The following is a 26,349-nucleotide window of genomic DNA, read 5'->3' as shown; positions in this document are numbered from 1 at the left end:
CCGGTGGCCGCGCTCGCCCCGCCGGTGGCCGCGATCCGGGTGGCGGTCCGCCGCGCGCTGACCGGCCTGCCGTCCGGCGGCCCGGTGCTTGTCGCCTGCTCCGGTGGGGCCGACTCGCTGGCCCTGGCGGCGGCGACCGTGTTCGTGGCGCCCCGGCTGGGTCGGCCCACCGGCCTGGTGACAGTCGACCACGGCCTGCAGTCCGGCTCGGAGCGGCGCGCGGAGGCGGTGGCCGCGTGGGCCCGCGAGGCCGGGTTCGCGCCGGTGCTGGCGGTGCGGGTGCGGGTGGCCGGGCGTCCGGGCGGCCCGGAGGCGGCGGCCCGGGAGGCCCGCTACGAGGCGTTGACCGAGGCGGCTCGGCAGCACCAAGCGGTCGCGGTGCTCACCGGGCACACCCGCGACGACCAGGCCGAGACCGTACTGCTCGCACTCGCCCGGGGCGCCGGCCCACGTGGGCTGGCCGGGATGCCCGACCGGCGGGACCTGGGCGGGGTGCCACTGCTGCGTCCGCTGCTGGAGATCGGTCGGGAGCAGACCCGCGCCGCCTGTGCCGCGCTCGGGCTCGACCCGTGGCAGGACCCGCACAACACCGACCCGTCGTACGCCCGCTCGCGGGTGCGGGCCGATCTGCTGCCGGCGCTGGTACGGGCGCTCGGGCCGGGCGTGGTGGACAACCTCGCGCGGACCGCCCGACTGGTGGCCGCGGACAACGCCGCGCTCGACGAGTTGGCGGGTACGGCGCTGGCGGCGGCCCGGTGCCCCGACGGAGGGCTCTCCGTGCCCGTGCTGGCCGACCTTCCGCCCGCCGTGCGCGGTCGGGTGCTGCACTCCTGGGCGCGTGAGCTGGGGGCGCTGCCGGGCGCGCTGTCGCACCGGCACGTCGTCGCTCTGGACGCGCTGGTGACGGGCTGGCACGGTCAGGGCCCGACCGACCTGCCGGGTGGTCGCCGGGTGCTCCGCCGCGCCGACCGGCTGGCGCCTGCCGATTCCGACTGATGGAACCCATCAACTGATGCCTCGCGTCAGGGGGTGTGCGCCCGGTCCCGGAAGGTGGTCCGGTAGCTGTGCGGGGTGGCGCCGACGCGGCGGCTGAAGTGGTGGCGCAGCGCGGCCGCGTCGCCGAAGCCGGCCTGGTCGGCGACGGCCTCCACGCTCAACGGGGTCTCCTCGAGCAGCCTCCGGGCGAGCAGCACCCGCTGGTTGGTGAGCCAGTCGTGCGGCGTGGTGCCGGTCTCGGCGCGGAACCGGCGGGCGAACGTGCGCGGGGCCATGCCGGCGCGGGCGGCCAGCTCCTCCACCGTGATCGTCCGGTCCAGGTGGCCCATCAGCCACTCCAGCACCGGCTCCAGGGTCGGCGCCTCGGGGGCCCGGGGGATGGGTGCCTCGACGTACTGCGACTGGCCGCCGTCGCGGTGCGGTGGGACCACCATCCGCCGCGCCAGGCGGGTAGCGGTGGCCGAGCCGTGCACCTGGCGGATCAGGTGCAGGCAGGCGTCGATGCCGGCCGCCGTGCCGGCGCTGGTGAGCAGCCGGCCGTCCTGCACGTACAGCGAGTTGCAGCGCACGCGGGCGCGGGGGTGCCGGTGTTGCAGCTCGTCGACGTAGCGCCAGTGGGTGGTGCACTCCCGGTCGTCCAGCAGGCCCGCTGCGCCGAGCAGGAAGGCGCCGGAGCAGACGCTGAACAGGTACGCACCTCGCGCGTCGGCGCGGCGCAGCGCGTCGAGCACCGGGTCGGGAACGACAGTGCCCTGACCGTGCGCGGGGACGGCCACCAGGTCGGCCTCCTCCAGCGGGCCGAGGTCGGCGTTCGGGGTGAGGCGGAAGCCGGAGGACGTGCGTACGGCGGCACCGTCGGGGCTGCACACGTCGAAGCGGTACGCGGGGAAGCCGTCTGCCGTCCGGTCGGTGCCGAACACCTCGGCCAGCACGCCGAGCTCGAAGGGAGCGACCTGGTCGAGGGCGAGGACCGCGACGGATCGGAGCATGTGACGAGGGTAACCCGAGGGATGGCAGTAAATCGATGCCCAGTGGCATTCCTGCCACTGTCCGAGCGGCGGGAGCCGGCGCAGACTGGTCTCAGTCCGGTGCGCGCCGGCGGCGAAACCGACAGCAACCATGCGAAAGTGAGCGCCGCCATGGAGTTCCTGCTCTTCCTCCTGTTCCTCATCCTGCTCGTCGCCGCCTCGGCGGCTGGCCTCACCGTTGACAGCCGAGACTCGGCCGACTGGAAGCCCAGCGAGGATGGCCGCCGCTGGCGGTCTCGTACCAGCTGATGCGTTTGGCCTCTTTTGGACCGAAAATCTCCGGCGGGACCGTGCCGAAAGGTGCGGCCCCGCCGACGAAGGCCATCCGACGTACGGCAGGCTAGGAGTCATGGCTGACGGCTCCTGGTACGACGCCGACATCGACCACGTGATCATTTCCGAGGCGCAGATCCGCGAGAAGACAGCGGAGCTGGCCAAGCAGGTCTCCGCCGACTACGCCCACGTGGGCGACGGACTGCTGCTGGTCTGCGTGCTCAAGGGCGCGGTGATGTTCATGGCGGACTTCGCCCGGGCGTTGGGTCGCAACGGCCCCCCGGCCGAACTCGACTTCATGGCCATCTCCTCCTACGGCCAGGGCACCACCTCCTCCGGGGTGGTCCGCATCCTCAAGGACCTCGACCGGGACATCGCCGGCCGGCACGTCGTGGTCGTCGAGGACATCGTCGACTCCGGGCTGACGCTCTCCTGGCTGCTGCGCTACCTGGAGTCGCGCTCGGCGGCGAGCGTCGAGGTGGTCGCGCTCTTCCGCAAGCCGGACGCGGTGAAGGTGCCGGTCCCGGTCAAGTACGTCGGCTTCGACATCCCCACCGAGTTCGTGGTCGGGTACGGCCTCGACTTCGGTGAGCGGTACCGGGAGCTGCCCTACGTCGGGGTGCTCAAGCCCGAGGTCTACGCCCGGTCCTGACGCCGGACCCCGCCCGTGGGTGCGGTGACGCGCCGACTCGAATCGGCGTTCATCAAGCCGACGTTCAGCGGGCTCTCAGTTCTTCCGGTTACCGTGGAGCCCGGTGGCGCGGAGGCAACTCCGCGCCCGGCCCCTCGACCGCGTGACCGGCGTGCGGGTGGCCGGGCCGGATTCCCCGCCACGCCGGTTCTTGCCCGAACCCGCCGTACGTCTAGCGCGGGGCCGGCGAGGCCGTCCACGGAGCCCGTCGTCAATGGCGATGGAGAGCCGGGGGCGGGGCTCGCAGGCTCGCTCGTCGCGTACACGGGCTTTTGATTGGTACACGACTGCGGGGCTCGCAAGCTCACTCCTCGCGTACACGGTGTACCGTCGAATGACCGCGGCGCGGCAGTTTTCGCGCCTCGGGGTCGAGGCCGGCCCGCACGGCGGCTCCGACGCCGCCCAGGGCGGCGACACCATCAGACGGTCAGGACGTCGATCAGGAGGATGCGGGCGCTCCGGCGCTCGACAACAGTATGGAACGTACGCGTTTCTTCCGCCGACCGGTGGTCTGGATCATCCTGGTCATCCTCGGCGCCGTTGTGCTCAGTCAGCTGTTCACCGCTGGTCCCAGCTACCACCGCGTGGACACTTCCGTTGCGCTCGACCAGCTCCACACCGCCCAGATCAACAAGGTCGTCTTCCAGGACAAGGAGCAGACGCTCCAGCTGGACCTGAAGAACAAGACCAAGTTCGGTGACACCAACACCAACCGGATCGAGGCCCAGTTCCCGTACCAGGCTGGGGACGAGATCTGGAACCAGGTGCTGGACGCCAAGGCGGCCAACCGGGTCACCGGCCCGGCCGACGCCAAGGTCTCGTCGGACAGCATCTGGGTGAGCCTGCTGGTCAACCTGCTGCCGATCGCGCTGCTCGTGCTCCTGCTGCTGTTCTTCATGTCGCAGATGCAGGGCGGCGGCTCCCGGGTGCTCAACTTCGGCAAGTCCAAGGCGAAGATGATCACCAAGGACACTCCGAAGACGACTTTCGCGGACGTCGCGGGTGCCGAGGAGGCCGTCGAAGAGCTGTACGAGATCAAGGACTTCCTGCAGAACCCGGCGAAGTACCAGGCACTGGGCGCCAAGATCCCGAAGGGCGTGCTGCTGTTCGGCCCGCCCGGCACCGGCAAGACGCTGCTGGCCCGCGCGGTCGCCGGCGAGGCCGGGGTGCCCTTCTACTCGATCTCCGGTTCCGACTTCGTGGAGATGTTCGTCGGCGTCGGCGCCAGCCGGGTCCGTGACCTGTTCGAGCAGGCCAAGACGAACGCCCCGGCTATCGTCTTCGTCGACGAGATCGACGCCGTCGGCCGGCACCGTGGCGCCGGCATGGGCGGCGGCCACGACGAGCGGGAGCAGACGCTCAACCAGCTGCTCGTCGAGATGGACGGCTTCGACACCAAGGGTGGGGTCATCCTCATCGCGGCCACCAACCGGCCGGACATCCTCGACCCGGCGCTGCTGCGCCCGGGCCGGTTCGACAGGCAGATCCCGGTGGACGCCCCCGACATGGAGGGCCGCAAGGCAATCCTGCGGGTGCACGCCAAGGGCAAGCCGTTCACCCCCGACGTCGACCTCGACGCGGTGGCCCGTCGCACGCCCGGCTTCAGCGGCGCTGACCTGGCCAACGTGATCAACGAGTCGGCCCTGCTCACCGCCCGTAAGGAGCAGCGGGCGATCAGCAACGACTCGCTCGAGGAGTCGATCGACCGGGTGGTCGCGGGTCCGCAGCGACGGACCCGGGTGATGAGCGACAACGAAAAGAAGATCACCGCGTACCACGAGGGTGGCCACGCGCTTGTCGCCTGGGCGTTGCCGCACGCCGCGCCGGTGCACAAGGTGACGATCCTGTCCCGTGGCCGCTCGCTGGGCCATACCCTGGTGCTGCCGACCGAAGACAAGTACACCCAGACCCGCGCCGAAATGATCGACACCCTGGCGTACGCGCTGGGCGGCCGGGCCGCTGAGGAACTGGTCTTCCACGAGCCGACCACCGGCGCCGGCAACGACATCGAGAAGGCCACCCAGCTGGCCCGCGCGATGATCACGCAGTACGGCATGAGCTCGAAGCTCGGCGCGATCAAGTACGGCACCAGCGGGGACGAGCCGTTCCTCGGCCGCAACATGGGCCACGAGCGGGACTACTCGGACTCGGTGGCCGCCGAGATCGACGGCGAGATGCGGGCACTTGTCGAGCTGGCGCACGACGAGGCCTGGGAGATCCTGGTGGAGTACCGGGATGTCCTGGACAGCATCGTGCTCGAGCTGATGGAGAAGGAGACTCTCTCCACTGCCGACATGGCGCGGATCTGCGCGCGGGTGGTCAAGCGTCCGCCGCTGGCTCCGTACAACGGCTTCGGCAAGCGCCAGCCGTCCACCGAGCCGCCCGTGCTCACCCCCGCGGAGAAGGACAAGCTCAAGGCGCAGGCCCAGGCCGACGGCGCGCAGGCGTCGGTCGGCGGCGGGACGCCGTCCAACAACTCGGACGGCACGCACTGAGCAACGACCCGACGGCCAGCTCCCCGCACCGGGAGCTGGCCGTCTCCGCGACCGAACCCGACGGCGACGACGAGCTGGACTACGTGGCCGCGCGGCTGATCAGCGGCAAGCTGACCGGCCGTCCGGTCGAGGACGCGGTAGACCTCGGCCGGATCGAGAAAGCCGTCCGGGAGATCCTGATCGCCGTCGGCGAGGATCCGGACCGCGACGGACTCCAGCAGACCCCGGCCCGGGTCGCCCGCGCGTACGCCGAGCTCTTCGCCGGCCTGCGCGTCGACCCGGCCCAGGTGCTCAGCACCACCTTCGAGGCCAACCACGAAGAGCTGGTGATCGTCCGCGACATCGACGTGATGAGTCTCTGCGAGCACCACCTGCTGCCGTTCCGCGGCAGCGCGCACATCGGCTACATCCCCGGCCCGGACGGGCGGATCACCGGCCTGTCCAAGCTGGCCCGCCTCGTGGAGGTCTTCGCCCGGCGACCCCAGGTGCAGGAGCGGCTCACCTCACAGGTCGCCGACCTGCTGATGAGCAAGCTCGCCCCGCGCGGCGTCGTCGTCGTGCTCGAATGCGAGCACATGTGCATGGCGATGCGCGGGATCCAGAAGTCCGGTGCCAAGACCATCACCTCGGCGGTGCGCGGCATCCTCCAGTCGGACTCCAAGTCGCGGTCCGAGGCGATGGCGTTGATCATCCCCCGCTGACCTCCCGAACGCCACGACGGCCGGTCGGCCCTTGCAGGGACGGCCGGCCGTCGCGTCTGCGGTGCTTTTCTGGGCCGGGACGTCTTCGGCCCGGCCCGCTCGTCAGCCCGCCAGCAGGGCCAGCAGCAGGCCGGCCGTGACCAGCACCGCCGGCACCAGGCAGACCAGCGCGCCGAAGCGCGTCGTGCGGTCCACCCGCTCGTCGGGGCTGCCGCGGAACGCCCGCCCGACACCCACCCAGCCGACGCCGAAGGCGACCGCAGGCATCGGCAACCCGGCGATCAGGGCCGTCACGCTGGCCGGGCCCGTACCGGTCGCCGCGTACACCACCACCTGGATCAGCGGCACCAGCAGCGCCAGCGGCCCGTACACCAGGAGGTTGCGCGCCCGCGCGGGCCAGGACGCCGTCCGGAGGCCGCGACGAGCAGCCAACGCGGCGTCCGCCGCCTCGGCCCGACCCCGCGCGGCCCGCAGCGCCGCCAGCACGGCGGCCGGGCCGCCGGTCATCGACCGGGCCGCCTCCGTCAGCTCCGGCGGCGACGGCGCCAGCGAGATCGCGGGTACGCCACGCTCCCGCAGCCGCTCCTGCTGACTCGCCAGCCCGGCACGGACGACAGTCAGTTCCTCCCGGGCGGCCTCCGCCGAACGGGCCTGCTCGCCGGCGGCCGCAGCCGCCCCGCGACGGATCGCGTCCAGCTGGCGCGCCGCCGCCAGGTAGTCGGCCCAGCCGACGACGGGCTCCGCGGCGGGCACCGTGCTCTCGCCGTCCGAGCCGGCGGTCCGCTGCCGCCCCGGCCCCGTCACCGTCGCGTTCGACCCCACCTCGACACCTCCCGCCCGCACCGTCCGCTCACCCCATCCCGTCGGCGAACGGCACCAGGACGGTGCCCCGCTCGTCCGGACCGTCCCACAGCGCCGCCCGGTCCGGGTGCGCCCGCCACTCCACCGCTCGGCCGAAGACAGCTGTGAGTTGCGCGGCCGGTACGTCCAGCACCACGACGGCGGCGAGCTTGTCGACCTCGCCGTCCGGCTCGAGCAGCGCGGCGAACGGCGGCACCGCCCGCCACCAGCCCAGGAGGTGCCGGCCCGTCGGTGGCCCGTCCCGCAGCAGCGCGCGCAACCGGTCCGCCGGCAGCTCCCGTGGCCCCGGCCGATCCAACCCGAAGACCACCAGGTACGTCGGCAGCTCCCCGTCGGTGTCCGCGAGAAGCGTCGGCACGTCCACCAGACGGGCCGGATGGCGGGCGGCCAGCTCGGCCGTCAACGCCTCCGCCAGCGGGCGTGCCCCCTGGTCCGGCGCGGCCACCAGGAACCGGGCGGTGCCCGGCGCATGGTGGGCCGCGGTGCTTCGGGCCGCCGTCGCCAAGAGGCCACCCGCCATCGGCCCCGAGCCCAGCACCGCGAGGTTGCGCCCGGCCGCCGGCCCCAGCGGAACGGCAACAGTCGTACGGGCCACGTCCACCGCCCGGCCGAGCAGAGCGGCCGGCCCGTGTGCCTGGCCCGCGAGAGCCGCCCGGTGACGCGGGTCGTTGTTCAGCAGCGGGCGAGCGTACCCGGCGAACACCACCGGCGGCGTCGACCCGGCCGGCCGGGCCGCCCACAGCTCGTGCCGCAGCTGCTCGACGACCTCCGGATGGTCCAGCGGATCCGGATGCCGGATCAACCGCTCGTGGCCACGGATCGCGCCCCGGGGACCACCGAGCCCTCCTGCGGTGTTCACCACCGCGCTGCCCACCGGTAGCCCCGCGGCCGAGTCGTTTGTCGGCTCCAGCACCGGGCTGCCGCCCGGCAACGCCACCCGCACCGGGAACTGCCCGAGCACCGAATCCCGGTGCCCCGCATCCGCGCGGGCACTCAACCCCAGCTCACCCGCGCCGGCCAGCACCAGGTGCACGCCGTACGCCCGGCCGGCGCGCGCCAGCCCGTCCACCTGCACGGTCAACTCGGCGGCCAGCCGATCCCGCTCGGCGAAGAGCAGCGGCGCATTGTCCACCACACAGACGATGCGAGGCATGGAGCGGTGCTGGCGCAGCTCCGCGAAGCGCTGCCCACCGGCCCGCTCGGCAGCCTCCGCGCGGCGCTGCACCTCGGCCGTCAACTCGTCGAGCAGGTCCCGGACATACTCCCGGTCGGCAGCCATGGCCGCGGCCCGCACCTGCGGGATCCAGGAGCGGTCCCGCTCGGTCTGCAGGAACTCCACGAACGACTCACCGTCGCCCAGATCCGCCAGGTAGAGCGCCAGGTCGTCCGGGCCGTAGCGGGCGGCCAGCCCGAGCAGCGCGGTGGTCAGGAACGCCGCTCGACCCGCCCCGGACCGGCCGCTGACCAGCCAGTGCGGGGTCAACTCGGTGAAGCCCAGCGGCACCGGACGGCCCCCGGCGTCACCCACCATCGTGGTCAGACTGTCCGTGGAGTCCGCCTCCCAGAGCCGCTCACCCGTCGCCGGCAGCAGATCCGCCAACGCCAACCGGGAGCCCGCCTCCACCTGGGCGGCGAGCCGACGACAGACCGCGTCGACGAGATCCGCAGGCGGGTCCGCCTCCACGAAGACCGGTGAGTTCAACCCGCCCGGTGGCTCTGCCCCGGGGTTCGCGAACGACGCCCCCGGCGGGTCGCCGAGCAGCGCGTACGCGTTGCGCAGCACCAACGACGTGGCCTGCGGCAACGGCGGCCGGGACGCGTACGGGCCCGGCGGCGGCCAGCCGGCCACCACCAGGTGCAAGCCGGCCGACGGCCCCTGCTCGGCCAGCGCCTCGATCCGCGCCAGCTCGGTCGGGCCTGTCGACTCCGGCAGTGCGGCGACCACCAGCAAAAGGGTGCGATCGTGGCGACGACGCCCGCTCGCACCCGGGGTCACCCACTGCTCCGCCTCCGTCAACACCGCCCGCAGGCCCTCGACGTCCACCGCCGGTGGCGGCAACAGCCCGGCATCGGCCAGCGCGCCGAACGGTGTAAGCACGGCACCTGTGGCATCCACCGCCCGCACCAGCAGCGAACCCGCAGGCGTCCCGCCCAGCAGTCGCAGCAGCACCGCCCGCAGCAGCCCCGCCACCCGGGGCTCCCGCGCGTCGGCATCGACACTCAGGTGCCCGGTCCCGATCAACGGTACGAGCGCGGGAAAGCGAGCGTCATCCAACGGCGTCGCCGTACCCACCCGCACAAAGGGCGGCGGGCCATCACCCGCCGGAGAATCCACGGTGAGCGAGTCCAGACTGTCACCCGACCAGCCCGGAGCCAGCCGCGCGGCAACCCCCCGCAGTCGGTCGGCCAACTCGTACTGGCGGCGCTGATCCGCGGGGGCCGGTCGCGTCTCGTCGAGGATGCCGGCGGCGGCTGTCACGACCGCTGCCGCCCGCCTGTGCAGCGCCGCAGCGCGGTTCGTGCGTGCCTTCGGACCGGCCACCGTGTCCACCCCCTCACCCGAGGTCGGCAACCCCTCCCCGAGCAGTGACGGTATCCCAGCCAGGGCCGCTCCTCCGGGAGGTACCGCGGCGGTGCGCCGGTGTTGTCGCGGATCTCACCGGTGGGGAGGGATCCGTCACGATCCGCTGGATCTGAGGCATTGGCTCCGGGCCCTCCAGCGGTTAACTTCAGGAGGTGGAATCAGTGCAGCCCCCCGCCGGTTCCCAGGTCTCCCGCGTACCGGCCCAACGGACCCCGTCCGAGCAACTGCCGCCGGCCCCACCAGCGCCGGGGCCACCACCACCGCGCCGCCGCCGACTGCGAACCGTGCTCACGGTGATCGCTGGGGTGCTCGCCCTGCTCTGCCTCGGTGCGGTGGCGACGGGGTACGTGCTGTACAACCGCGCGGCCGCCCCGGACCGCAGCGCGCCCGACGTGGTCGTGGTCAACTACCTACAGGCGGCGCTTGTGTCTCGCGATCTTCAGAGGGCCAAGTTATTCACCTGTGAAGGTGCAGTTCCGACGGTCGATGAGTTTGGCGCACAAGTGGCCCAACGGCAACGAGAACTGAATGTATCGTTCTCGATCAACATCGAAGGCGTGGCTGTTTCCAAGGTCAGTCCGAGTGAAGCCTCAGTCGTAGCTATTATTCGTCGTAGTGCATCAATCGATGGAGTTCATCAAAGTTTGGCTGACACCTGGCGGTTCGACGTTGAGGACAGAGATGGCTGGCGGGTATGTGGGGGCACGAGAGTCAGCTAGACGTCACTCGATCCACAGCAGATGGACCGGGACTTCCAGAGTGGTGGGTGACTGGCCCCGCCAGGCCCAGCGATACCACTCCACCTCGGGCGTGATCCGCACGCAGATGTCGCCCTCGGCGCCGGAGTAGGTCTCGGTGACGGCCCGCATGTCCCGGTGTTCCACTCCACCATCGATGTGCACCACCCGGCGTCCGGTGACCGCGTCCGCCTCGAAGACGGGTGTGGGGGACCGGTGGGACGGCCCGTCCAGCGAGACCAGCCGGATGCCGGTGTCCCGCTCACCGTCCGATCCGGGCCGTTCACCGACCGTCTCCACCCAGACCCGCTCCACCGGCACCAGCGGCGCGAACACCTCGACCTGGTCGGCCTCGGCTCGGTACCACTCGTGTTCGGGGATGACCGGCACGTAGGTACGGGCGCTCTGCACGACCCGGTCGTCCGCGCGCAGGTCCCCTCGCCAGCCCAGCCCAGGCAGACCGACAAGCACCCGCTGCCCACGTAACTCCACGCGCCCGGTGGCGGGCACGATGGCGAGTGGGCGCGGTGGCCGGGGCGCCCAGTCGGGCTGGTCGGCGAACGGGTCCGGCAGCGGTCCGGTCATGCCGGTGACAGCCTCACTCCGCGGCGCGCAGCGGGGCACCCCGCTCGCGCATGAACGGAATCGGGTCGACCGCGCCCCGGCTCGACCGGTCGTTGCGCAGGTGCACCTCGAAGTGCAGGTGCGGTCCGGACGAGTTGCCGCTGCTGCCGACCTGCCCGATCACCTCGCCGGCCGGCACGATCTGATCGGGTGCGACCCGTGGATGGACCACCATGTGGCAGTACCGGGTGATGTAGCCGCCAGCGTGCAGCACGTCGACGAACCATCCGCAGCCGCCCTTGCCGGGGTACCCGTCCACGTCGCAGTTCCGCCGTCCGCGGTTGTCCGGGTCACAGCGGGCGACAAGCACCCGACCGGCAGCCGCGACACGGATCTCGGTGCCCTTGGCGGCCCCGATGTCGACCCCGTTGTGGCTGGGGCGGTCGGCCGTCCGGAAGCCCGAGCCGACGTCCCCGGAGATGGGCGCCGTCCAACCCGAGGCGGCGATCTCGCCGCGCTCCGCGGCGTCGCACACGGCCTTGCCGTTGATCTCGACGGTGCGGGCCGCGCCTCCGGCCAACGCGTCCACGATCTTGCTGGCCAACTCCTCGTGCTTGGCGTACGCGTCCGGATAGGCGCTGACCTGGACCTGCTGGGCCACGACGGTCAGCGGTCGGCGCTGCCAACTGCGGACCTTCACGAGCTTCTCGTAGAACTTCCGAGCCGTGTACGCGGGGGTCATCCGCTCGGCGACCGAGCCCCATCCCGGCCGCTGCTGGAACAGACCCAATGAGTCGTGGTCCGCGCCGACACCCTCGTGCGGCAGGGCCAGAGAGGCGGGCACGCCTGTGTTCGCCAGGTTACGCAGCGCGGACTCCTGCATCGCGGTGGCGAGGGCGATCACCCAGCCACGCGAGGGCACCCCCATGTCCTGACCGACCTTGATGATGATCGCGGCGTTGCGGATCTGAGCGTCGCCGTACTCGCTGAATCGGGGCAGGTCGCCGACGATGTCCACCGGACGCACAGGTCCGCAGCCCCAGCCGGCCATGGTGTCCCCGTTCTCGGTGTCGCCGCCGAGACCGCTGAGAAAGAACGCCGCAGTGCCCCCGGTGCAGCAGAGCAGGAGCAGCACGCCGGTGAGCACGGAGGCGATGACGCCGACGCGGATCGGCCGGCGAAGAGCACGCCCTGCGCGCCCGGTCGTCACTGTCGCTCCCAGTCGACCACGTCGACCAGCCAACCCTCGTCGGCCACCACCAACTCCATCCGGAGCCGTCCGGTGTCGAGCGGCAGCAGCACCTCGACGAACGTGTCGGTGCGCGACCGCACCGACGGTGGGCCGGTCACCTTCTCGGCGGGTACTCCGCCCGGTTCGGCGCCGGCCAGCTTCTCGGTCAGCGCCGGGGTCGACAACGGACGCAGGCCGGCCTGCCACTGGTCGGCGGCCATCCCTGGTCGGCCGAGCCAGGCCGAGGCGAACCGGCCGGCGGTCTGCTCCGGTGTGCGGGCACCGGGCCGGGTCACCGGCGACGGCGGGGCCTCCGTCGAGGTCACTCCGTCGTCACCGGCCGTCGGGTCGACGGTGGTGATCGGGCGGTCCGGCCGGCTGCTCAACCCATCCGCCGGGTTCATCGGCCCGGACGCCAGGCGTGCCGCACCAATCACACCGAAGACGAGCACCGCGATCACCACCGCCACTCCCAGCCGGGACCGCAGCGCCCGGGTGAAGAGAAATTCCAGGACCCGTCGCATCGCCGTCACCGAGCCTCGGAGCGCACCCGCGGTCCGGTGCGGTCCGGCGCACGTTCGCTGGAGCCCGGTCGGTAGACCACGAACGACGGGTTCTCCGACGGCACGTCCGGTTCGGTCCAGGTTGCCGGCTGCCGTCGACGGGGCTGCGGCGGCACCGGGCGACCCCGGTTGCCGGTCTCCGTCGTCGGCGCCTCGTCGGCGCGTTCCTGCCCGTCCGGTCGGCCGTCGCCGGCGCGTCGGCTCGCCGCCGGGGTCGGCGTCGGTGCGGGGGCCGGGTCCTCCCGGCGCGCCTCCGGGCGCAACCGGGTCTGCTCGGCGTCCGGCGACCGGCGGCGTCCGCCCACCGGCTCCAGCGTGCCTCCGGGCTCGGCCACGTCGAGCCGGGCCGCCGTTCGCATGTCCCGGAAGAACCGGCGGTGCCAGGACCCTGCTGAGCTCACCGCCTCGCTGCTGTCCTTGCCGCCGAGCTGTGTGATGCGCCGGTACGGCCGTAGTAGCAGCCAGCCGACCACCCCGCACAACCACATCAGCACCACCTGGAGCCAGCCGGGCAGTGTGGGTGTACTCATGATCAGATCGACCGCGAAGAGGTAGATGGCGGCCCCGGTGCCGAAGATGGCGATGTTGAAGATCGCGGCGACCACGGCGTTCGCGAGTCGCCGCAGGCCTGCACTCGCCGGCCGGAGCAATCCCACCGTGCCCAGGATGGGCGCCGCGATCACCGCCCACCGGAAGATCAGGAAGCCCAGCAGGACCAGTAGCGACGCCGTCAGGTCGAACATGGCGAACAGCACCGAGGCCAGCACCGCGATGAATCCGGCGCCCACCCGGTCCATGTCCCGGACACCCTGGAGATACTCGTACGCCTCCGGATCCTCTGTCTGGATCTGCTCGGCCACCCGCGCCCACTGCTGCTGCTTGGCCTTGATCGTCGCCTCCCGGGTAGCCGGGTTGGCGCGCATGGACCGGGCTTCACCCCATGTTAGGGATCGCGCGTCGTACAGCGCCGGCCCGTACTTACGGGCCGTCTCACTGTCCGCCGAGCCGAGCACACCCCGGACCCAGTTCCGGTAGAGCATGGTCTCCGTGGCAGTGTCGCTCGCACGGACGGCCGGGGTTCTAAGGTCCTTGCAGCGATCTGGATCGATGCAACGACCGGGTGCTGGTTCCTTCGCTTGCGGACCCACCGCGTCATGCACCACGCCCAGTGACGTGACCAGAGTGCCGTCCGCGATGTTCGCGGACTTCACCGGCCAGGCGGCGAGCGCGGTGACCGCGACCATCACCAAGAGAGCCCAGCCGGCGGTGGTCATGGCGTTGCTCATGTCCGACTGCCGGGATCGCCAGAGCAGATAGAGCCCCACCACACACAGCGTGATGATCCCGAAGACGCTGAACACCTTCTCGTAGACGGACTTGGTCGCCTTCTCGACCAGCGGGTCGGCCCAGCCCCACATCGAGCCGGGATCCCAGGCACGTTCTCGGAGCGCGTTGGAGGCGCCGACGACCGCGGTGGCCACCATGAACTCTCCGTTCGCCACCGTCGTGGTGAACTTGTAGTCCGGATGGAGGACGCTCGACGCACAGCCGCCGTCGATGTCGTAGGTGTTGTAGCTGTAGCCCGCGTATCCGTAGAGGCTGTACCGACCGGCTACTCCGTTCGCCGCCTCGTCGGGGGGCGCGGCGGCGAACCAGCCGGCCAGGCCGGAGTCAGGTGTGCCTGGGGTTGGCGCGTTACGGCACTTGACCTCGTCCTCGCTGACCGCCTGAAGTTTCCCTACACAGGCCCGGAAGTCGGCCTGCCACTCCGCAGTCGTGCAGAGGTCGGCGCGGGCCTGGGCGACGGGTGGGGCGGCCGCGGCCGCCTCCGCGCCCAGCAACGGCCAGCTGAGGGTGGCCCCGGCCAGCACGCCGAGCGCGAGCAGGAACGACGTGATCCGTGCCCGCGGCCCAGCCATGTCACGCCTCCAGATCCGGCAGGGAAATGCTCGGCAGGACTCCGGCCGCCGCGGCGATCGCGGCAGGCGTCGTGTCGAGGTGGTCCAGTAGACCTTCGACATACGAGACGTCGACGCGGACCTTCTGCACTCGGCCGTCGACGTCGCGCATCACGAACTCGCGGAAGCCGAGGCGGTTGGCCGAGTTGGTGTCGGCGGCCGAGAGTGACGCCAGGGTGGCCTCGTACCCGTCGTTGACCGGCACCCGCAGCAGCCGCAGCGCTTCGGAGGCGATCTCGGCGTCCTCGGCGATCCGGCCGACGAAGACGGTGGAGACCAGGTTCTGCACGTCGAGGCCGAGGATGTCGCGGGGGTTCTGCGAGGCGACCAGCGCGGCGAGGTTCCACTTCCGGGAGTCCCGGGCGAGCCGGACGAGGAACGAGCGGCCCGACCGCCAGCCCTCCATGAAGTGCGCCTCGTCGAGGCCGACGAGCTTGCGCGACGACATGGACCCGCCGTAGCAACGGCGGACGGCGAGCCGGTGCGCGGTGTGCAGCATCGGCAGGGCGAGCGCTTCCTCGGCCGACCAGTACTCTCTTTCGATCTTGAGGTCCGGCAGCCGGAGCCCGGCCATCGTGATCACGGTCAGCGCGGCGTCGGCACCGAGCAGACCCTCCGGCGGCCGACCGAAGAAGAGCATGGCCAGCGGCATCTCGGCGGTGTCCAGAAGGAGGTTCGCCAGTTCCTTACCGGCGTCGTCGTCGAGTCGCCCGAGGCAGCTCACCACGTCGTCCAGGGTGGACGTCTCCTCGGCGGGGACCTGCCGGACGGCGTGCCGGAACAGGGTGGCGGTGGATGCCTCCCGGGCCACCTGCGGCGGCACGAGCATCATGCAGATGTCCTGGACCAGCATGCGCCGCTCAGCACGGGCGTTGGAGACCGCGATCTCGAACTCGCGGTCACCGGCGGCGCCGGTGGCGAACTCGCTGCGCAGCGGCGTGGGGATGAGTGAGTAGGGCGCCAGGGTGCCGTGCTCCGAACCGGTCAGGTTCAACACCCGGGAGTACGGCCGCAGCTCGGGCATGGCGCAGAGTCGGGCCAGCGGCCCGGAAGGGTCGAGCAGGGTCACCTGGACCCCTCGCCGGGCGGCGAGATAGCCCAGCGCGCCGAGCAGGGTCGACTTGCCACCACCCGGCTCGGCCACGAAGACCGCGAGCCCGGAGCGTTCGCGTACCTCCATGGGGAAGTGCAGGTCGAGGAAGACGGGGCGGCGGCAGGTGCCCGCGGTACGCCCGATCAGGTCGCCCCGCCGGTCTCCGACGGTGGAGGCGGCCTGGGGGAGCGCGGCGGCGAGCAGCGGGACCGGCATCCGGCGGACGTAGCCGGTGTTGGCGATCGGCTCACCGGGGATGAACTCGCGGGCCAGCCAGTCCTGGTTCTTCGGGTGCTGCAGGGAGATGCGCAGCTCCCGGGAGTAGAGCTGGATGAGCCGACGGGCCCGCTCCAGGCACTCCTCCCTGGTCCGGCCGCCGACCGCGATGCGGTGCCAGCCGTGGGCGCGGGCCGAGTCGACGGGAAGCCCGGTGGTCATCTCGTCGCCGATCACCAGCGCCCGCTTGGCGAGCCGTTCCAGCTCCGGGGGAGCGTCGATGCCGTGCTCGGCGTAGTCGAGCTGCTGGGACCGGATCATCCGTAGCCGGTGTTCGAGGTTGCGGAACGAGTCGCCCGAACCGAGGATGTCGACCCGAGTGGAGATCTCCATCGGCCAGGGCAGTCGTTCGTGGAAGTGCAGCCAGGGCTCGTGGCGTTCCGGGATCTCCAGCGGTTCCATCCGGCCGACGGCGAGCACGGCCACGTGCCGTTCCTCGCCGGTCATCCGGTTGACAAGCTTCACCGTCGAGCCGTACGGGGTGCGGTAGCGCTCGACCTGCTCCGTCAGTGCGAGCAGGTCACCGCGTTCCCAGCGCCCGTCGGTCACCGGCGAGAGCCGGCCCGGGGGCGCCATGCACAGCGCCACCGAGCGGTAGAGCAGCCACTCCAACTCCTGGGCGGTGACTCGTCGACCACGCATGCCGAACGCCCCGAGAACCTCGTCGAACTGCTCCACGGTGCGGCCCAGTTTGCGGCGCTCGCCGTCGGCGGTGCCCCGGCCGAAGGTGCGGAGCAGTCGTTCGGTCATGGAGTCGCCGAGGGAGCGGCGGGCGAAGGTGACGCCCAGGTAGGTCTGCCCCTCGGCGTGGTTGACGGCCATGAGGTGCCGCTGGGCGGCGACCAGGTGGTCCGCCCAGCCGGTGGTGCCGGCGACGTCGGGCAGCGGCGCCGGGGTGTGCGTGTCGATGGTGCGCGCCCACTCGTCGGCGGGGAAGGGGCGGGTGGTCCGCCGCAGATGGAGCCGGAAACCGGCCAGGCCCGCGTACTGCTCGGAGATCGCCGACAGCAGCGCCTCGCGCTCGGCGTCCGGGCGGAAGGCCCAACGAACCTCGGGCAGCCAGTACCAGGCGGTGACCGTGTGCGGGGTGAAGGTCAGGTGGCCGGCGATCTCGGTGATGGCCAGCTCGACCGACGGATCCCGGTCCCCGAATTTGATCTTCGGGGCGCGGACCCGGGTCGGCTTGATCGGCCGGTCCTGGCGGCTCGCGGCCCGCTGGCGGGGTGGTGCGACCTCTTTCCCGGCCTCCGTGGATCGCTCCGACCCGGGACGGCGGGGTGCCCGCTCCAGGGCCGGTCGGTCGCTCGGAGCGGCGCTGGTCGACAGTTCCGCCGGCGCGGTCGATCGGTCTGCCGGGACCGTCGGGGCGTTCGGTCGCTCCACCGGTGCCGTCGTCTGACCGACGGGTGCGGCGCTGGAAGGGCCGGCGTCGGTGTCCGCGCCCCGCAACCGGCGGTGGGTAGCCGTCGACGTGGACGCATCCGTGGCCGTCGGCTGGGGGTCCGCGGGGTGCCGCATCGGTCGTCGCTCGCCCACCTGGTGCGGCACACGAGAGTCACCGGCCGGGTGGGCGACCGCCCGCCCATCGCCGGTGGGCCGGTCGTCGGGCGTCCACGGTGGCTCCAGCTCGGGAGTCGGACGTTCCGGCGCCGGAACGACCGCGGGTGGCTGCTGCGGGATCGTCGGCTGCTCCCGGGTCGCGGGGCCTGCTGTCACAGCACGCTGACCACCGGGTCGCGCGCCACCGAACAGGTCCAGGAACGGTGAGTCGATGTCCGCGTTCTCGCCGGCCGAGACCGCACTGGGCTCGGCGGCCGGCGCTCGGCGGGTGACCGGGCGAGGCGCCTGGAACACGCCGACCGCGCCGTGGCCGGGCGAGGTCACCAGCGCGGGGTCGAGTGCCACCTCGTCCTCGGCTTCGGGGTAATCGAATGACTGCGCACGGTGACCAGCCGGCGCCGCCGGGCGGCCGGCCGGGGGACCCGGCGTGGAAGAGCGACTCATGCCACCTCACCCGCGTCGTGCGACGGACCGCTCGGCGTACGCCCGGTCATGCCAGCTCCTCCCGGATCCTGATCCGGCTGCCGACCAGGCGCGGGTCGCGCTGCTCGATCGCCGGCTCCCGGGTGCGTCGCCAGTCGGTCAGCGCGGTGCGGATGACCACCCGCGCCGGCCGGTCGGGGTCGACGTGCCGGAAGATGAATGACGTGGTCACGATGGCGAGCGCGATCTCCCAGGCGGGGAACAACTCGACAGTCAACGTGAACAGCCAGTGGATGAACATGTAGAGGGGCACGAGCAGCATGAAGAGCCCGTACTGGGCGTAGGGCAGGTGGACCGGAAGGGTGTAGCCGGGCGGCCCGAGGTAGACCAGGCGTGCCCGGTAGATGTCGTCGTCGGTGCGCAGCCGCATCTGGTGAACGCGCCTATTCGAAGATCAGGTCGATCAGGTAATCGCCGACGAAGAAGAGTGTTGCCGCGCCGGCGATGAACGCCAGCCCGACGATGGCGATCGCGGAGCTGGTCAGGACCTTGGAAATCTCGCCGCGGCTGGCGCGACCGATGAAGATGACGCCCAGGACGGCGAGCAGGATCGGCGCGATCTTGCTGGCGAAGAAGGTGACGACACCGCTGGTGTCGATCCCCTTCGGTGCCGGCTCGGCGAGCGGAGCTGACGCCAGGGTGGAGAGCGCGTGGGCGACGCCGGACGACGCCGTCTCCATGAGCTCGAAGGCGATCACTGGAACCTCCCCATATCGCGGCCGGCGGTGCCGCGGCGGTGCAGTAGGCAAGCCTGGCGGGAAATGTGCGCGCAGGGCGCTGCGTTCTCGACCCTGCGTTCGTTACTCACCACGGAGCGTGGCGAGCTTTGGGCGGTTTTTCCCCGCTTCGGCCCTCCCTCCAGGCTTCGCCATCTCGATGCTGGCCAATTCCAAAGCGTACGGGCCGCCCCGGATTGCGACAAGCCGCGAACGGGCTGCCCGTTACTGCCTGGACGACCGATCGTACACCTGTTCTAACAAGCACGTCAGGGGTGGTGGACCCGGGCCGCCGGGTGCCGCCGCCGCGACCGGTACCGTCTAGAGGTGACCGATCTGGTACGGGCTCCGGGCCCGGTGGTGATGGGCGTCCTCAACGTCACGCCGGACTCCTTCTCCGACGGCGGACGGTACGCCGACCTCGACGCGGCCGTCGGACATGGCGTCCGTCTGCGTGAGGCCGGAGCGCACCTGGTCGACATCGGCGGCGAGTCGACCCGTCCGGGTGCCGAGCGGATCGACGCGGTGACCGAGGCCGAGCGGGTGCTGCCCGTCATCCGCGAGCTGACGGCCGCCGGCGTGCCGGTCAGCATCGACACCAGCCGGGCGCGCGTGGCCGAGGCCGCGGTGGGTGCCGGCGCGGCGGTGGTCAACGACGTCTCCGGCGGGTTGGCCGATCCCGACATGGCGCGAGTCGTCCGGGACGCCGGCTGCCCCTGGGTGCTGATGCACTGGCGTGGCCATTCCCGGCAGATGCGCGACCTGGCCAGCTACACAGACGTGGTGACCGACGTGCGTGGCGAGCTGGCCCAGCGGATCGACGAGGCGTTGGCCGCCGGGGTCGCCCAGGACCGCATCGTCATCGACCCAGGCCTCGGCTTCGCCAAGACCGCCGCCCACAACTGGGAGCTCAGCGCCCGCCTGCCGGAGCTGCTGGACCTCGGGTACCCGCTGCTCTTCGGCGCCAGCCGCAAGTCCTACCTCGGCCGACTGCTCGCCAGCGCCGACGGCGCACCGCGACCCACCGCCCAGCGCGAGGCCGCCACCGTGGCCACCAGCGTGCTGGCCGTCGCGGCGGGCGCCTGGGGCGTACGCGTGCACGACGTGCGGGCCACCGTGGACGCGCTCGCCGTCTGGGCCGCCACCGGCAGCCCGCGCCTGGTCCCGGCCCGCGCCGGCGACAGGCAGCCCGGATGAGCAGCGCACGCGTCACCATCGGGCGCCGGCGACAGGCAGCCCGGATGAGCAGCCCACGCGCCACCACCGCGCGCCGGCGACAGGCAGCCCGGATGAGCAGCCCACGCGCCACCACCGCGCGCCGGCGAGGAGAGGGGGAGCGATGACCGACCGGATCCAGCTGACCGGCCTGCGGGCCCGCGGCCGGCACGGGGTGTACGACTTCGAACGGGCGCAGGGGCAGGACTTCGTGGTCGACGCCGTCCTGGAGTTGGACCTCGCCCCGGCGGCGGCCAGCGACGACGTCACCGCCACGGTCCACTACGGCGAGCTGGCCGAAGGTCTGGTGGCGGTGGTGACCGGCGAGCCGGTCAATCTGATCGAGACCCTCGCCGACCGGCTGCTCGCCGTCTGCCTGGCCGACGAGCGGGTCGTCGCCGCCACTGTCACCGTGCACAAGCCGGAGGCGCCGGTGCCGCACACGTTCACCGACGTGGCCGTCACCATGACCCGGACGCGGACCCGATGACCCGGGCCGTGCTCTCGCTCGGCAGCAACCTCGGCGACCGCCTGGAGCACCTCCGGACGGCCGTCGCCACGTTCGGCGACTCCGTGCTGGTGATCTCCGGGGTGTACGAGACTCCACCGTGGGGTGACGCCGACCAGCCCGCGTACCTCAACGCGGTGCTGCTGGCCCAGGACGCCGCCGCCACGCCGCGCGACTGGCTGGAGCGGGCCTGGGCCGCGGAGCGCGCGGCAGGCCGGATTCGCGACCCGCTGCGACGGTTCGGGCCGCGCACCCTGGACGTGGATGTGATCGCGGTGTGGGGCGATGACGACGAGCCGGTGCTCAGCGACGAGGAGGAGCTGACCCTGCCGCATCCCCGGGCGCACCTGCGCGCGTTCGTGCTGCGACCGTGGATCGACATCCAGCCGTACGGGCGGCTTCCCGGCCACGGCTGGCTTACCGACCTGCTCACCGCGGGCCCGGCCGCCGACGACGCGCTGGAACTGCGTCCCCGGCCGGAACTGGCGTTAGAGTCGACGGCATGACCGAGTGGAGCCGGCCGGCATGACGCAGGCGAAGTCCCCACCACCGGGCGGGCCGGGCCCGGACCGGTCGCGGATGGGCCCCACCCGGATCTCGACCCTGGTCGTGGCCGCCCTGGGTGCGGCGGCGGTGGCCTGGCTGCTGATCAGCACCCTCTACTACAGCGGCATCCCACGGCTGCCGTGGCTGCCGGTGGTGACGCTTGCCGCGCTCGCGGTGCTGGAGGCGTACGCGGCCGTCAACACCCGTGGTCGCATCGAGCGCAAGCCCGGCCGTGATCCGGTGAACCCGCTGATGGTCGCCCGGTTCGTGGTGCTTGCCAAGGCGTCCGCGCTGGCCGGGGCCATCTTCGCCGGTTTCTACGCCGGGCTCGGCGGGTGGCTCTTCGTCGAGACCACCCGGGCCGCCATCGAGGACCGACCGGCCGCCGGGGCCGGGCTGCTGGCGTCGCTGGCGCTGGTCGGGGCCGCGCTGTGGCTGGAGCGTTCCTGCCGGGTCCCGGAGCGCCCGGACGACGAGCACGAGCCCGACCAGCGCCAGAGCCGCCCCGGCCAGCGCTGAGCAGGGGGTTACGCCTGGCTCCGGGCGCGGGTACGGTGCCTCCGATCGGAGAGCAACGGCCGCCCCCGATCCGTCCGTGCGCCGGACCGGGACGGCCGGCCACTGGGGAGGCGGCGCCATGGGGTACGGAGACACGGGCCGGGACCGGTCGGTCGAACCCTCGTCCGGGGTTCCCGCCGCCGTCCTGGAGAACGTCTTCGACGATCCAACCCACGGCGAGCCGGGCCGGGACCGCGTCGGCGTGCACGTGTACTGGGAATTCCTGCTGTTGGTCGGTCTCGTCGCCCTGGGCTGGCTGCTCTGGCGGGCCGACCCGGACGCGCTGCGCGGCACCGGTCTGCGTGCGTTGCTGGTCGGCGCGGTCGGCCTCGGACTGCTCGCTCTCGCCGCCGGGCTGAGCCTGCGCGCCGCCGTGCCCAACCTGGCCGTCGGACCGATCGCGGTCGCCGCCGCGCTGCACTACGCGGAACAGGGCGACAGGGGTCTGGCGGCGTCCGTGGGGTCGGCCGTCGTGGTCGCCGCGGTGGGTGGTCTCGTCTTGGCGCTGGCCGTGGTGGCGCTGCAGGTGCCCGCCTGGGCGGCGAGCCTGGCCGGAGCGGCCGGAGTCGTCGTGTACATCGAACGCCGGTCGACGTCGATCCTGGTGCAGGGGGACTACGACCCGAGGCCCACGGCCGGCTATCTCTTCGCCGGGTTCGCCGCCGTGGCGGTCCTCGGCGGTCTGTTCGGCACGATCAGGTCGATCCGCCGGCTGGTGGGTCGGTACCGACCGGTGGCCGACCCGGCCCGCCGCCGGGGTGCGCTGGCCGCCGTTGTCGCCGCCGTCGCGTTGGTCGGCTCCACGGTGCTGGCCGCGCTCGCCGGTGTCCTGCTCGCGGCCAACGGCCCCGGGGCGGTCACACCCACCTCCGGGCTGGACTGGACCGTACTGGCCATCGGCGTGTCACTGCTCGGCGGCACCAGTGCGTACGGCCGCCGTGGCGGGGTGTTCGGCACGGTGCTGGCTGTCGGCCTGGTCACCGTCTTCCAGGAGTACGCGCCGGAGCGCGACCTGACGGTGAGCCCCTGGACTGTCGGTGGCGTGGCGCTCGGCGTCGGGTTGCTGGTGACCCGTCTGGTCGAGAGGTTCGGGCGGCCCCGGCCGGACAGCGTGGAGAAGCCCGAACCGATCGGTGACGGCACGATCAGCACCGGCTGGAACGTGCCCCAACCGCAGCCGGCCGACAACTGGCCTCCGACGCTGCCGACACCGCCCGCCCCGGAACCGGCCGACCCGTGGCGTGACCCCCGCTGGGAGACCGGCCCACGGCACTGGGACGCCGACGACAGGTGAGCCGTGTCCCGTCCGCCGAGCCGTGGCTGATCTCGACCGTTAGGCTCGCCGCATGACCGACACACCTGCCGCCACCCCCGGCGGAACCTCGTTCGAGGAACTCGACGCGCTGTCCACGGAGGAGCTGCGGGAGCGGGCGTTCGCCCGGGCCCGGGAGCGTCGCGACGTGGGGTTCTACTGGTCGGTGCTGCGGCACCTGCCGAACGCGGACGAGGCCACGGTGCTGGACGGCGCGCCGAACTCGATCGGCCCGACCATCGACGAGGCGAACGCCCTGTGGCGGGAGCTGACCGGGCACGGCTACGAGGAGTCGGCGCCGTTGCTGCGGGCCGCCTTCATCGACTACCTGCTGAAGCACTGAGCCGTTCGGTGCAGCCCAGGTCGACCCGGCCGGCCGGCACGGGACCTGGGCGGATCATGGGGTTCTTCCGTGCCGGCCCGGTCAGCGGCTACGGGACGGCGGCCGGCACCGGCGCGCTCGCGGCACTGCTCCTGGTGGGCATCTGTGGCAGCCCGGCGTACACCGGGTGGGCCGCCGCGACGCTTACCGACCCGGACTCGGCCGGTGGCTTCTACCTGCGCCTGCTGGCCTGGCCGGCCTGGCGGCGGGACGCGGACGGGCAGGCCGGTGGCCTGTTCGCCGCCGACCTGCGGGCCGTCGCGCTGGTGCTCCTCGCGGTGGCCCTGCTCTATCTGCTGCCCGCCGCGCAGGTGGCCCGCGTGCCCGGCCCGGTGAGCCAGTTCTTCTCCGGCTGGGCGGCGTACGTGCTGGCCGGCGGGCTCGCCGCCGTGCTGGCGGCGCTGCTCGGCCCGGACCCGTCGCTGCTGGCGGCGCTGCGGGACGCCAGCAGCGGTGCCGGCTACGGCTTCCTCACCGGCTGGATCATCGGCACCGCGAGCCTCGGCGGGCGCGCCTGACCGGACGCCGTCAGCGGGAACTGCCGCCGCCGGGTCAGGAGCTCAGGGGCCCGGGTCAGCCCGTCGAACGGCCCAGATCGAGCAGGCGCTGGCGGCTGAGCGCGCCCACCGGGCGGCCGTCGTCGGTCACGACGAGCCGGTCCCGTCCCGACGTGAGCAGCACCGCAAGCGCGTCGTACGCCGTGCCGTCCAGCGCCACGGTGGGCAGATCCGCGGGCGCGTCACCGGGCACCGGCTCCAGGGACTCCCGGTCCAGCGGGGTGACCACCAGCCGGCGGATGCCCCGGTCCGCCCCGACGAACTCGCGGACGAACGGGGTCGCCGGGGCGCCGAGCAGGGCGGCCGGCGTGTCGTACTGCTCAAGATGCCCGCCCTGGGAGAGCACGGCGATCCGGTCACCGAGCCGGACGGCCTCGTCGAGGTCGTGGGTGACAAGCACGATCGTCTTGCGGACCTCGGCCTGGAGGCGGAGGAACTCCTCCTGCAGACGGGCCCGGACGATCGGGTCCACGGCCGAGAACGGCTCGTCCATCAGCAGCACCACCGGGTCGGCGGCGAGCGCGCGGGCCACGCCGACCCGCTGTCGCTGCCCACCCGACAGCTCGTGCGGGTAGCGGCGGCCGAACTGGGCCGGGTCCAGGCCGACCAGGTCGAGCAGCTCATCGACGCGGGCCCGGGTGCGGTCCCGGGACCAGCGGAGCAGGCTCGGGACGGTTGCCACGTTCGCCCGGACCGTCTGGTGTGGAAAGAGGCCTACGTTCTGGATCACGTAGCCGATCCGACGGCGTAGTCGCACCGGGTCGACGTCTGTGACGTCCTCGTCGCCGAGCATGATCCGCCCGGCCGTCGGCTCGATCAGCCGGTTGATCATGCGGAGCACTGTCGACTTGCCGCAGCCGGACGGACCGATCAGCACCACCAACTCGCCGGCCTTGACGTCCAGGCTCAGCTCCCGTACGGCCTCGGTGCCGTTCGGGTAGCGCTTCTGGATGCCCTGCAGGGAGATCGACGCCGCGCGAGGGGATTCGGCCACGCCGGCAGCCTCCGGGGTAACGTCCACGTATGTCCTTCCGCCTGAGCTACCGGGCCGACCCGGGTAACCCCTGGTTCTCCTGGCAGTACGTGCGGGACAACTCTGACACGATCCTCGCCGCCGTGCGTGAACACGCCTCCCTCACGGGCCGCGCGGTGTTGATCGCGGTGCTGATCGCCCTGCCGTTGTCCGTGCTCGCGTACTGGGTCCGCCCGCTGGCCGGCCCGATCCTCGGCGTCACCGGTGTGATCTACACCATCCCGTCACTGGCGCTGTTCGCGTTCATCGCGCCGTACCTGGGCACCGGCGCCACCACCGTGCTGGTCGGGTTGGTCCTGTACGCGCTGCTGCTGATCGTCCGCAACGTGGTGGCCGGGCTCAACCAGGTGCCGCCGGAGGTCGGTGAGGCCGCCGAGGGCATGGGCTACGGACGGTGGCGGCGGCTGTTCCGGATCGACCTGCCGCTGGCCATCCCCGGCATTCTGACCGGGCTGCGACTGGCCACCGTGTCGACTGTCGCGCTGGTCACCGTCGGGGTGCTGGTCGGGCATGGCGGCCTCGGCCAACTGATCTTCGCGGGCTTCCAGAACAACCTCTACAAGGCCGAGATCATGACCGGTACGGTGCTCTGCGTGGCGCTCGCGGTGCTGCTGGACCTGCTCCTGGTCCTCGTCGGCCGGCTGGTCACCCCCTGGTCCGCCCGGGGCGCCCGGTGAGCGCCGCGGCGAACCCCGTGCACCAGGCGGTGCTCTGGCTCAACGACCCACTGAACTGGAGCAACCCGGGCGGCATCCTGGACCGGCTCGGCGAGCACCTGACGATCTCCGCCCTGGCGGTGGCGCTGGGCTGCCTGGTGGCCTGGCCGGTCGGGCTGTGGCTCGGGCACGCCGGCCGGGGCGGCGGCCTGGTGGTGCTGGTGTCCAACGCCACCCTGGCCATCCCCACCCTGGCGCTGCTGACCATCCTGCCGCTGACGTTCCTCGGCTTCGGGCGTACGCCGGTCGTGGTGGCGCTCGCCGTCTTCGCCGTCCCACCGCTGCTGGCGAACGCCTACACAGGCGTACGTCAGGCCGACCCGGAGGCGCGCGACGCGGCCCGTGGGATGGGCCTGTCCGGTGGGCAGTTGCTGCGTCGGGTGGAGTTGCCGCTCGCGGTGCCGTACCTGGCGGCCGGCTTCCGGACCGCCGCCGTGCAGGTCATCGCCACGACCGCGCTGGCCTCGTTCGTCAACGGTGGTGGCCTCGGCGAGATCATCCGTACCGGGTTCGGTCTGAGCATCGCCGCCGGTGGTGGGCAGATCGTGGCCGGTGGTGCGCTGGTGGCCGGGCTGGCGCTGCTGGCCGAGCTGCTTCTCGGGCTCGTCGAACGCCTGGTCACTCCCCGTCCCCTGCGACGCGGGCGACAGCGGGCGGGCCGCGTCCGGCCCGCCGACGCCACCGGCCGCGCCTGACGCGCCGTCGACGGGTG

General features: G+C 72.4%; 26 protein-coding genes. 15 read left to right on the top strand and 11 right to left on the bottom strand.

What is annotated here, in order from left to right; genetic code table 11:
• Nucleotides 1-3: 3 nt before the first annotated feature.
• Entirely contained in the window at nucleotides 4-996 is a 993-nt protein-coding gene (gene tilS / locus ACGFIE_RS23435) for a tRNA lysidine(34) synthetase TilS (RefSeq protein ID WP_393297863.1), read from the top strand.
• Between the two features lie 26 nt (nucleotides 997-1,022).
• Here tilS and ACGFIE_RS23430 read toward each other — a convergent pair whose 3' ends face one another.
• Nucleotides 1,023-1,985 (bottom strand): GlxA family transcriptional regulator, encoded by a 963-nt coding sequence (locus ACGFIE_RS23430; RefSeq protein ID WP_393297860.1) that lies wholly within the window; start codon nucleotides 1,983-1,985, stop codon nucleotides 1,023-1,025.
• A gap of 138 nt (nucleotides 1,986-2,123) precedes the next feature.
• Here ACGFIE_RS23430 and ACGFIE_RS23425 point away from each other — a divergent pair, with 138 nt between their 5' ends.
• From ACGFIE_RS23425 to folE, 4 genes are all read left to right on the top strand, one after another.
• Nucleotides 2,124-2,273: a hypothetical protein gene (locus ACGFIE_RS23425; RefSeq protein WP_393298122.1), complete on the top strand. Its 150-nt coding sequence runs from the start codon at nucleotides 2,124-2,126 to the stop codon at nucleotides 2,271-2,273.
• A gap of 100 nt (nucleotides 2,274-2,373) precedes the next feature.
• On the top strand, nucleotides 2,374-2,949 hold the full coding sequence (gene hpt / locus ACGFIE_RS23420) for a hypoxanthine phosphoribosyltransferase (RefSeq protein WP_030328005.1): 576 nt from the start codon (nucleotides 2,374-2,376) through the stop codon (nucleotides 2,947-2,949).
• A gap of 515 nt (nucleotides 2,950-3,464) precedes the next feature.
• Nucleotides 3,465-5,483: an ATP-dependent zinc metalloprotease FtsH gene (gene ftsH / locus ACGFIE_RS23415; protein ID WP_363686606.1), complete on the top strand. Its 2,019-nt coding sequence runs from the start codon at nucleotides 3,465-3,467 to the stop codon at nucleotides 5,481-5,483.
• 35 nt (nucleotides 5,484-5,518) lie between these two features.
• The gene (gene folE / locus ACGFIE_RS23410; protein ID WP_363686784.1) at nucleotides 5,519-6,184 is read left to right on the top strand and encodes a GTP cyclohydrolase I FolE; all 666 of its coding nucleotides are present in this window, start codon (nucleotides 5,519-5,521) and stop codon (nucleotides 6,182-6,184) included.
• Between the two features lie 102 nt (nucleotides 6,185-6,286).
• Here folE and ACGFIE_RS23405 read toward each other — a convergent pair whose 3' ends face one another.
• Together ACGFIE_RS23405 and ACGFIE_RS23400 are read right to left on the bottom strand one after the other, a co-directional pair.
• Nucleotides 6,287-7,006, bottom strand: a complete 720-nt coding sequence (locus ACGFIE_RS23405; protein WP_393297855.1) for a hypothetical protein — start codon at nucleotides 7,004-7,006, stop codon at nucleotides 6,287-6,289.
• 28 nt (nucleotides 7,007-7,034) lie between these two features.
• Entirely contained in the window at nucleotides 7,035-9,596 is a 2,562-nt protein-coding gene (locus ACGFIE_RS23400; protein WP_393297852.1) for an FtsK/SpoIIIE domain-containing protein, read from the bottom strand.
• A gap of 317 nt (nucleotides 9,597-9,913) precedes the next feature.
• On the opposite strand from ACGFIE_RS23400, the gene ACGFIE_RS23395 reads away from it, so the two are divergent.
• Nucleotides 9,914-10,348 (top strand): hypothetical protein, encoded by a 435-nt coding sequence (locus tag ACGFIE_RS23395; RefSeq protein ID WP_393297849.1) that lies wholly within the window; start codon nucleotides 9,914-9,916, stop codon nucleotides 10,346-10,348.
• Nucleotides 10,349-10,351: 3 nt separating this feature from the next.
• On the opposite strand, the gene ACGFIE_RS23390 is transcribed toward ACGFIE_RS23395, so the two are convergent.
• The 7 genes from ACGFIE_RS23390 to ACGFIE_RS23360 are packed head-to-tail and all read right to left on the bottom strand — an operon-like array spanning nucleotide 10,352 to nucleotide 18,792.
• Nucleotides 10,352-10,951, bottom strand: coding sequence for a hypothetical protein (locus tag ACGFIE_RS23390; protein ID WP_393297846.1), 600 nt, complete (start codon nucleotides 10,949-10,951; stop codon nucleotides 10,352-10,354).
• 13 nt (nucleotides 10,952-10,964) lie between these two features.
• Complete coding sequence (locus tag ACGFIE_RS23385; RefSeq protein ID WP_393297843.1) at nucleotides 10,965-12,140, bottom strand: M23 family metallopeptidase; 1,176 nt, start codon at nucleotides 12,138-12,140, stop codon at nucleotides 10,965-10,967.
• Nucleotides 12,137-12,694 carry a hypothetical protein gene (locus ACGFIE_RS23380; protein ID WP_393297840.1) on the bottom strand — a complete coding sequence of 186 codons (558 nt, stop codon included), beginning with the start codon at nucleotides 12,692-12,694 and terminating at the stop codon, nucleotides 12,137-12,139. The genes ACGFIE_RS23385 and ACGFIE_RS23380 overlap by 4 nt, the downstream gene beginning before the upstream one ends.
• Nucleotides 12,691-14,643, bottom strand: coding sequence for an MFS transporter (locus tag ACGFIE_RS23375; protein WP_393297837.1), 1,953 nt, complete (start codon nucleotides 14,641-14,643; stop codon nucleotides 12,691-12,693). The genes ACGFIE_RS23380 and ACGFIE_RS23375 overlap by 4 nt, the downstream gene beginning before the upstream one ends.
• A gap of 1 nt (nucleotide 14,644) precedes the next feature.
• Nucleotides 14,645-18,055 carry an ATP-binding protein gene (locus ACGFIE_RS23370; RefSeq protein WP_393297834.1) on the bottom strand — a complete coding sequence of 1,137 codons (3,411 nt, stop codon included), beginning with the start codon at nucleotides 18,053-18,055 and terminating at the stop codon, nucleotides 14,645-14,647.
• A gap of 46 nt (nucleotides 18,056-18,101) precedes the next feature.
• The gene (locus ACGFIE_RS23365) at nucleotides 18,102-18,464 is read right to left on the bottom strand and encodes a hypothetical protein (protein ID WP_007466101.1); all 363 of its coding nucleotides are present in this window, start codon (nucleotides 18,462-18,464) and stop codon (nucleotides 18,102-18,104) included.
• A 13-nt stretch (nucleotides 18,465-18,477) separates the two neighbouring features.
• Entirely contained in the window at nucleotides 18,478-18,792 is a 315-nt protein-coding gene (locus ACGFIE_RS23360; protein WP_007466099.1) for a hypothetical protein, read from the bottom strand.
• A 345-nt stretch (nucleotides 18,793-19,137) separates the two neighbouring features.
• On the opposite strand from ACGFIE_RS23360, the gene folP reads away from it, so the two are divergent.
• The 7 genes from folP to ACGFIE_RS23325 all read left to right on the top strand — a co-directional run bounded on the left by folP (nucleotide 19,138) and on the right by ACGFIE_RS23325 (nucleotide 23,849).
• Nucleotides 19,138-20,007 (top strand): dihydropteroate synthase, encoded by an 870-nt coding sequence (gene folP / locus ACGFIE_RS23355; RefSeq protein WP_393297831.1) that lies wholly within the window; start codon nucleotides 19,138-19,140, stop codon nucleotides 20,005-20,007.
• Nucleotides 20,008-20,149: 142 nt separating this feature from the next.
• The gene (gene folB, locus ACGFIE_RS23350; protein ID WP_393297828.1) at nucleotides 20,150-20,515 is read left to right on the top strand and encodes a dihydroneopterin aldolase; all 366 of its coding nucleotides are present in this window, start codon (nucleotides 20,150-20,152) and stop codon (nucleotides 20,513-20,515) included.
• Nucleotides 20,512-21,039 (top strand): 2-amino-4-hydroxy-6-hydroxymethyldihydropteridine diphosphokinase, encoded by a 528-nt coding sequence (folK, locus tag ACGFIE_RS23345; protein WP_393297825.1) that lies wholly within the window; start codon nucleotides 20,512-20,514, stop codon nucleotides 21,037-21,039. The genes folB and folK overlap by 4 nt, the downstream gene beginning before the upstream one ends.
• 19 nt (nucleotides 21,040-21,058) lie before the next feature.
• Nucleotides 21,059-21,598, top strand: coding sequence for a DUF3180 domain-containing protein (locus tag ACGFIE_RS23340; RefSeq protein WP_393297822.1), 540 nt, complete (start codon nucleotides 21,059-21,061; stop codon nucleotides 21,596-21,598).
• A 118-nt stretch (nucleotides 21,599-21,716) separates the two neighbouring features.
• Entirely contained in the window at nucleotides 21,717-22,931 is a 1,215-nt protein-coding gene (locus ACGFIE_RS23335; RefSeq protein WP_393297819.1) for an ABC transporter permease, read from the top strand.
• Nucleotides 22,932-22,983: 52 nt separating this feature from the next.
• Complete coding sequence (locus tag ACGFIE_RS23330) at nucleotides 22,984-23,292, top strand: hypothetical protein (RefSeq protein ID WP_234587453.1); 309 nt, start codon at nucleotides 22,984-22,986, stop codon at nucleotides 23,290-23,292.
• A 56-nt stretch (nucleotides 23,293-23,348) separates the two neighbouring features.
• Entirely contained in the window at nucleotides 23,349-23,849 is a 501-nt protein-coding gene (locus tag ACGFIE_RS23325; protein ID WP_393297816.1) for a hypothetical protein, read from the top strand.
• Between the two features lie 55 nt (nucleotides 23,850-23,904).
• On the opposite strand, the gene ACGFIE_RS23320 is transcribed toward ACGFIE_RS23325, so the two are convergent.
• Nucleotides 23,905-24,909, bottom strand: a complete 1,005-nt coding sequence (locus tag ACGFIE_RS23320) for an ABC transporter ATP-binding protein (protein WP_363686583.1) — start codon at nucleotides 24,907-24,909, stop codon at nucleotides 23,905-23,907.
• 2 nt (nucleotides 24,910-24,911) lie between these two features.
• Here ACGFIE_RS23320 and ACGFIE_RS23315 point away from each other — a divergent pair, with 2 nt between their 5' ends.
• Together ACGFIE_RS23315 and ACGFIE_RS23310 are read left to right on the top strand one after the other, a co-directional pair.
• Nucleotides 24,912-25,598 (top strand): ABC transporter permease, encoded by a 687-nt coding sequence (locus tag ACGFIE_RS23315; RefSeq protein ID WP_393297813.1) that lies wholly within the window; start codon nucleotides 24,912-24,914, stop codon nucleotides 25,596-25,598.
• Nucleotides 25,595-26,332: an ABC transporter permease gene (locus ACGFIE_RS23310; RefSeq protein ID WP_393297810.1), complete on the top strand. Its 738-nt coding sequence runs from the start codon at nucleotides 25,595-25,597 to the stop codon at nucleotides 26,330-26,332. Before ACGFIE_RS23315 ends, ACGFIE_RS23310 begins: the two co-directional genes overlap by 4 nt.
• Nucleotides 26,333-26,349: the final 17 nt, after the last annotated feature.

It is taken from the genome of Micromonospora sp. NPDC049275 (assembly GCF_043197115.1).
Classification (GTDB): Bacteria; Actinomycetota; Actinomycetes; order Mycobacteriales; family Micromonosporaceae; genus Micromonospora.
The sequence above is the reverse complement of the archived record's forward strand: the minus strand, read 5'-3'. Positions and strand labels throughout refer to the sequence as shown.

Bases quoted from the DNA above. Each gene is read 5' to 3' on its own strand.
- ACGFIE_RS23430 (WP_393297860.1), bottom strand. From the start codon at position 1,985: ATGCTCCGATCCGTCGCGGTCCTCGCCCTCGACCAGGTCGCTCCCTTC.
- hpt (WP_030328005.1), top strand. From the start codon at position 2,374: ATGGCTGACGGCTCCTGGTACGACGCCGACATCGACCACGTGATCATT.
- ftsH (WP_363686606.1), top strand. From the start codon at position 3,465: ATGGAACGTACGCGTTTCTTCCGCCGACCGGTGGTCTGGATCATCCTG.
- ACGFIE_RS23390 (WP_393297846.1), bottom strand. From the start codon at position 10,951: ATGACCGGACCGCTGCCGGACCCGTTCGCCGACCAGCCCGACTGGGCG.
- ACGFIE_RS23375 (WP_393297837.1), bottom strand. From the start codon at position 14,643: ATGGCTGGGCCGCGGGCACGGATCACGTCGTTCCTGCTCGCGCTCGGC.
- ACGFIE_RS23370 (WP_393297834.1), bottom strand. From the start codon at position 18,055: ATGAGTCGCTCTTCCACGCCGGGTCCCCCGGCCGGCCGCCCGGCGGCG.
- ACGFIE_RS23365 (WP_007466101.1), bottom strand. From the start codon at position 18,464: ATGCGGCTGCGCACCGACGACGACATCTACCGGGCACGCCTGGTCTAC.
- folB (WP_393297828.1), top strand. From the start codon at position 20,150: ATGACCGACCGGATCCAGCTGACCGGCCTGCGGGCCCGCGGCCGGCAC.
- folK (WP_393297825.1), top strand. From the start codon at position 20,512: ATGACCCGGGCCGTGCTCTCGCTCGGCAGCAACCTCGGCGACCGCCTG.
- ACGFIE_RS23340 (WP_393297822.1), top strand. From the start codon at position 21,059: ATGACGCAGGCGAAGTCCCCACCACCGGGCGGGCCGGGCCCGGACCGG.
- ACGFIE_RS23335 (WP_393297819.1), top strand. From the start codon at position 21,717: ATGGGGTACGGAGACACGGGCCGGGACCGGTCGGTCGAACCCTCGTCC.
- ACGFIE_RS23330 (WP_234587453.1), top strand. From the start codon at position 22,984: ATGACCGACACACCTGCCGCCACCCCCGGCGGAACCTCGTTCGAGGAA.
- ACGFIE_RS23325 (WP_393297816.1), top strand. From the start codon at position 23,349: ATGGGGTTCTTCCGTGCCGGCCCGGTCAGCGGCTACGGGACGGCGGCC.
- ACGFIE_RS23315 (WP_393297813.1), top strand. From the start codon at position 24,912: ATGTCCTTCCGCCTGAGCTACCGGGCCGACCCGGGTAACCCCTGGTTC.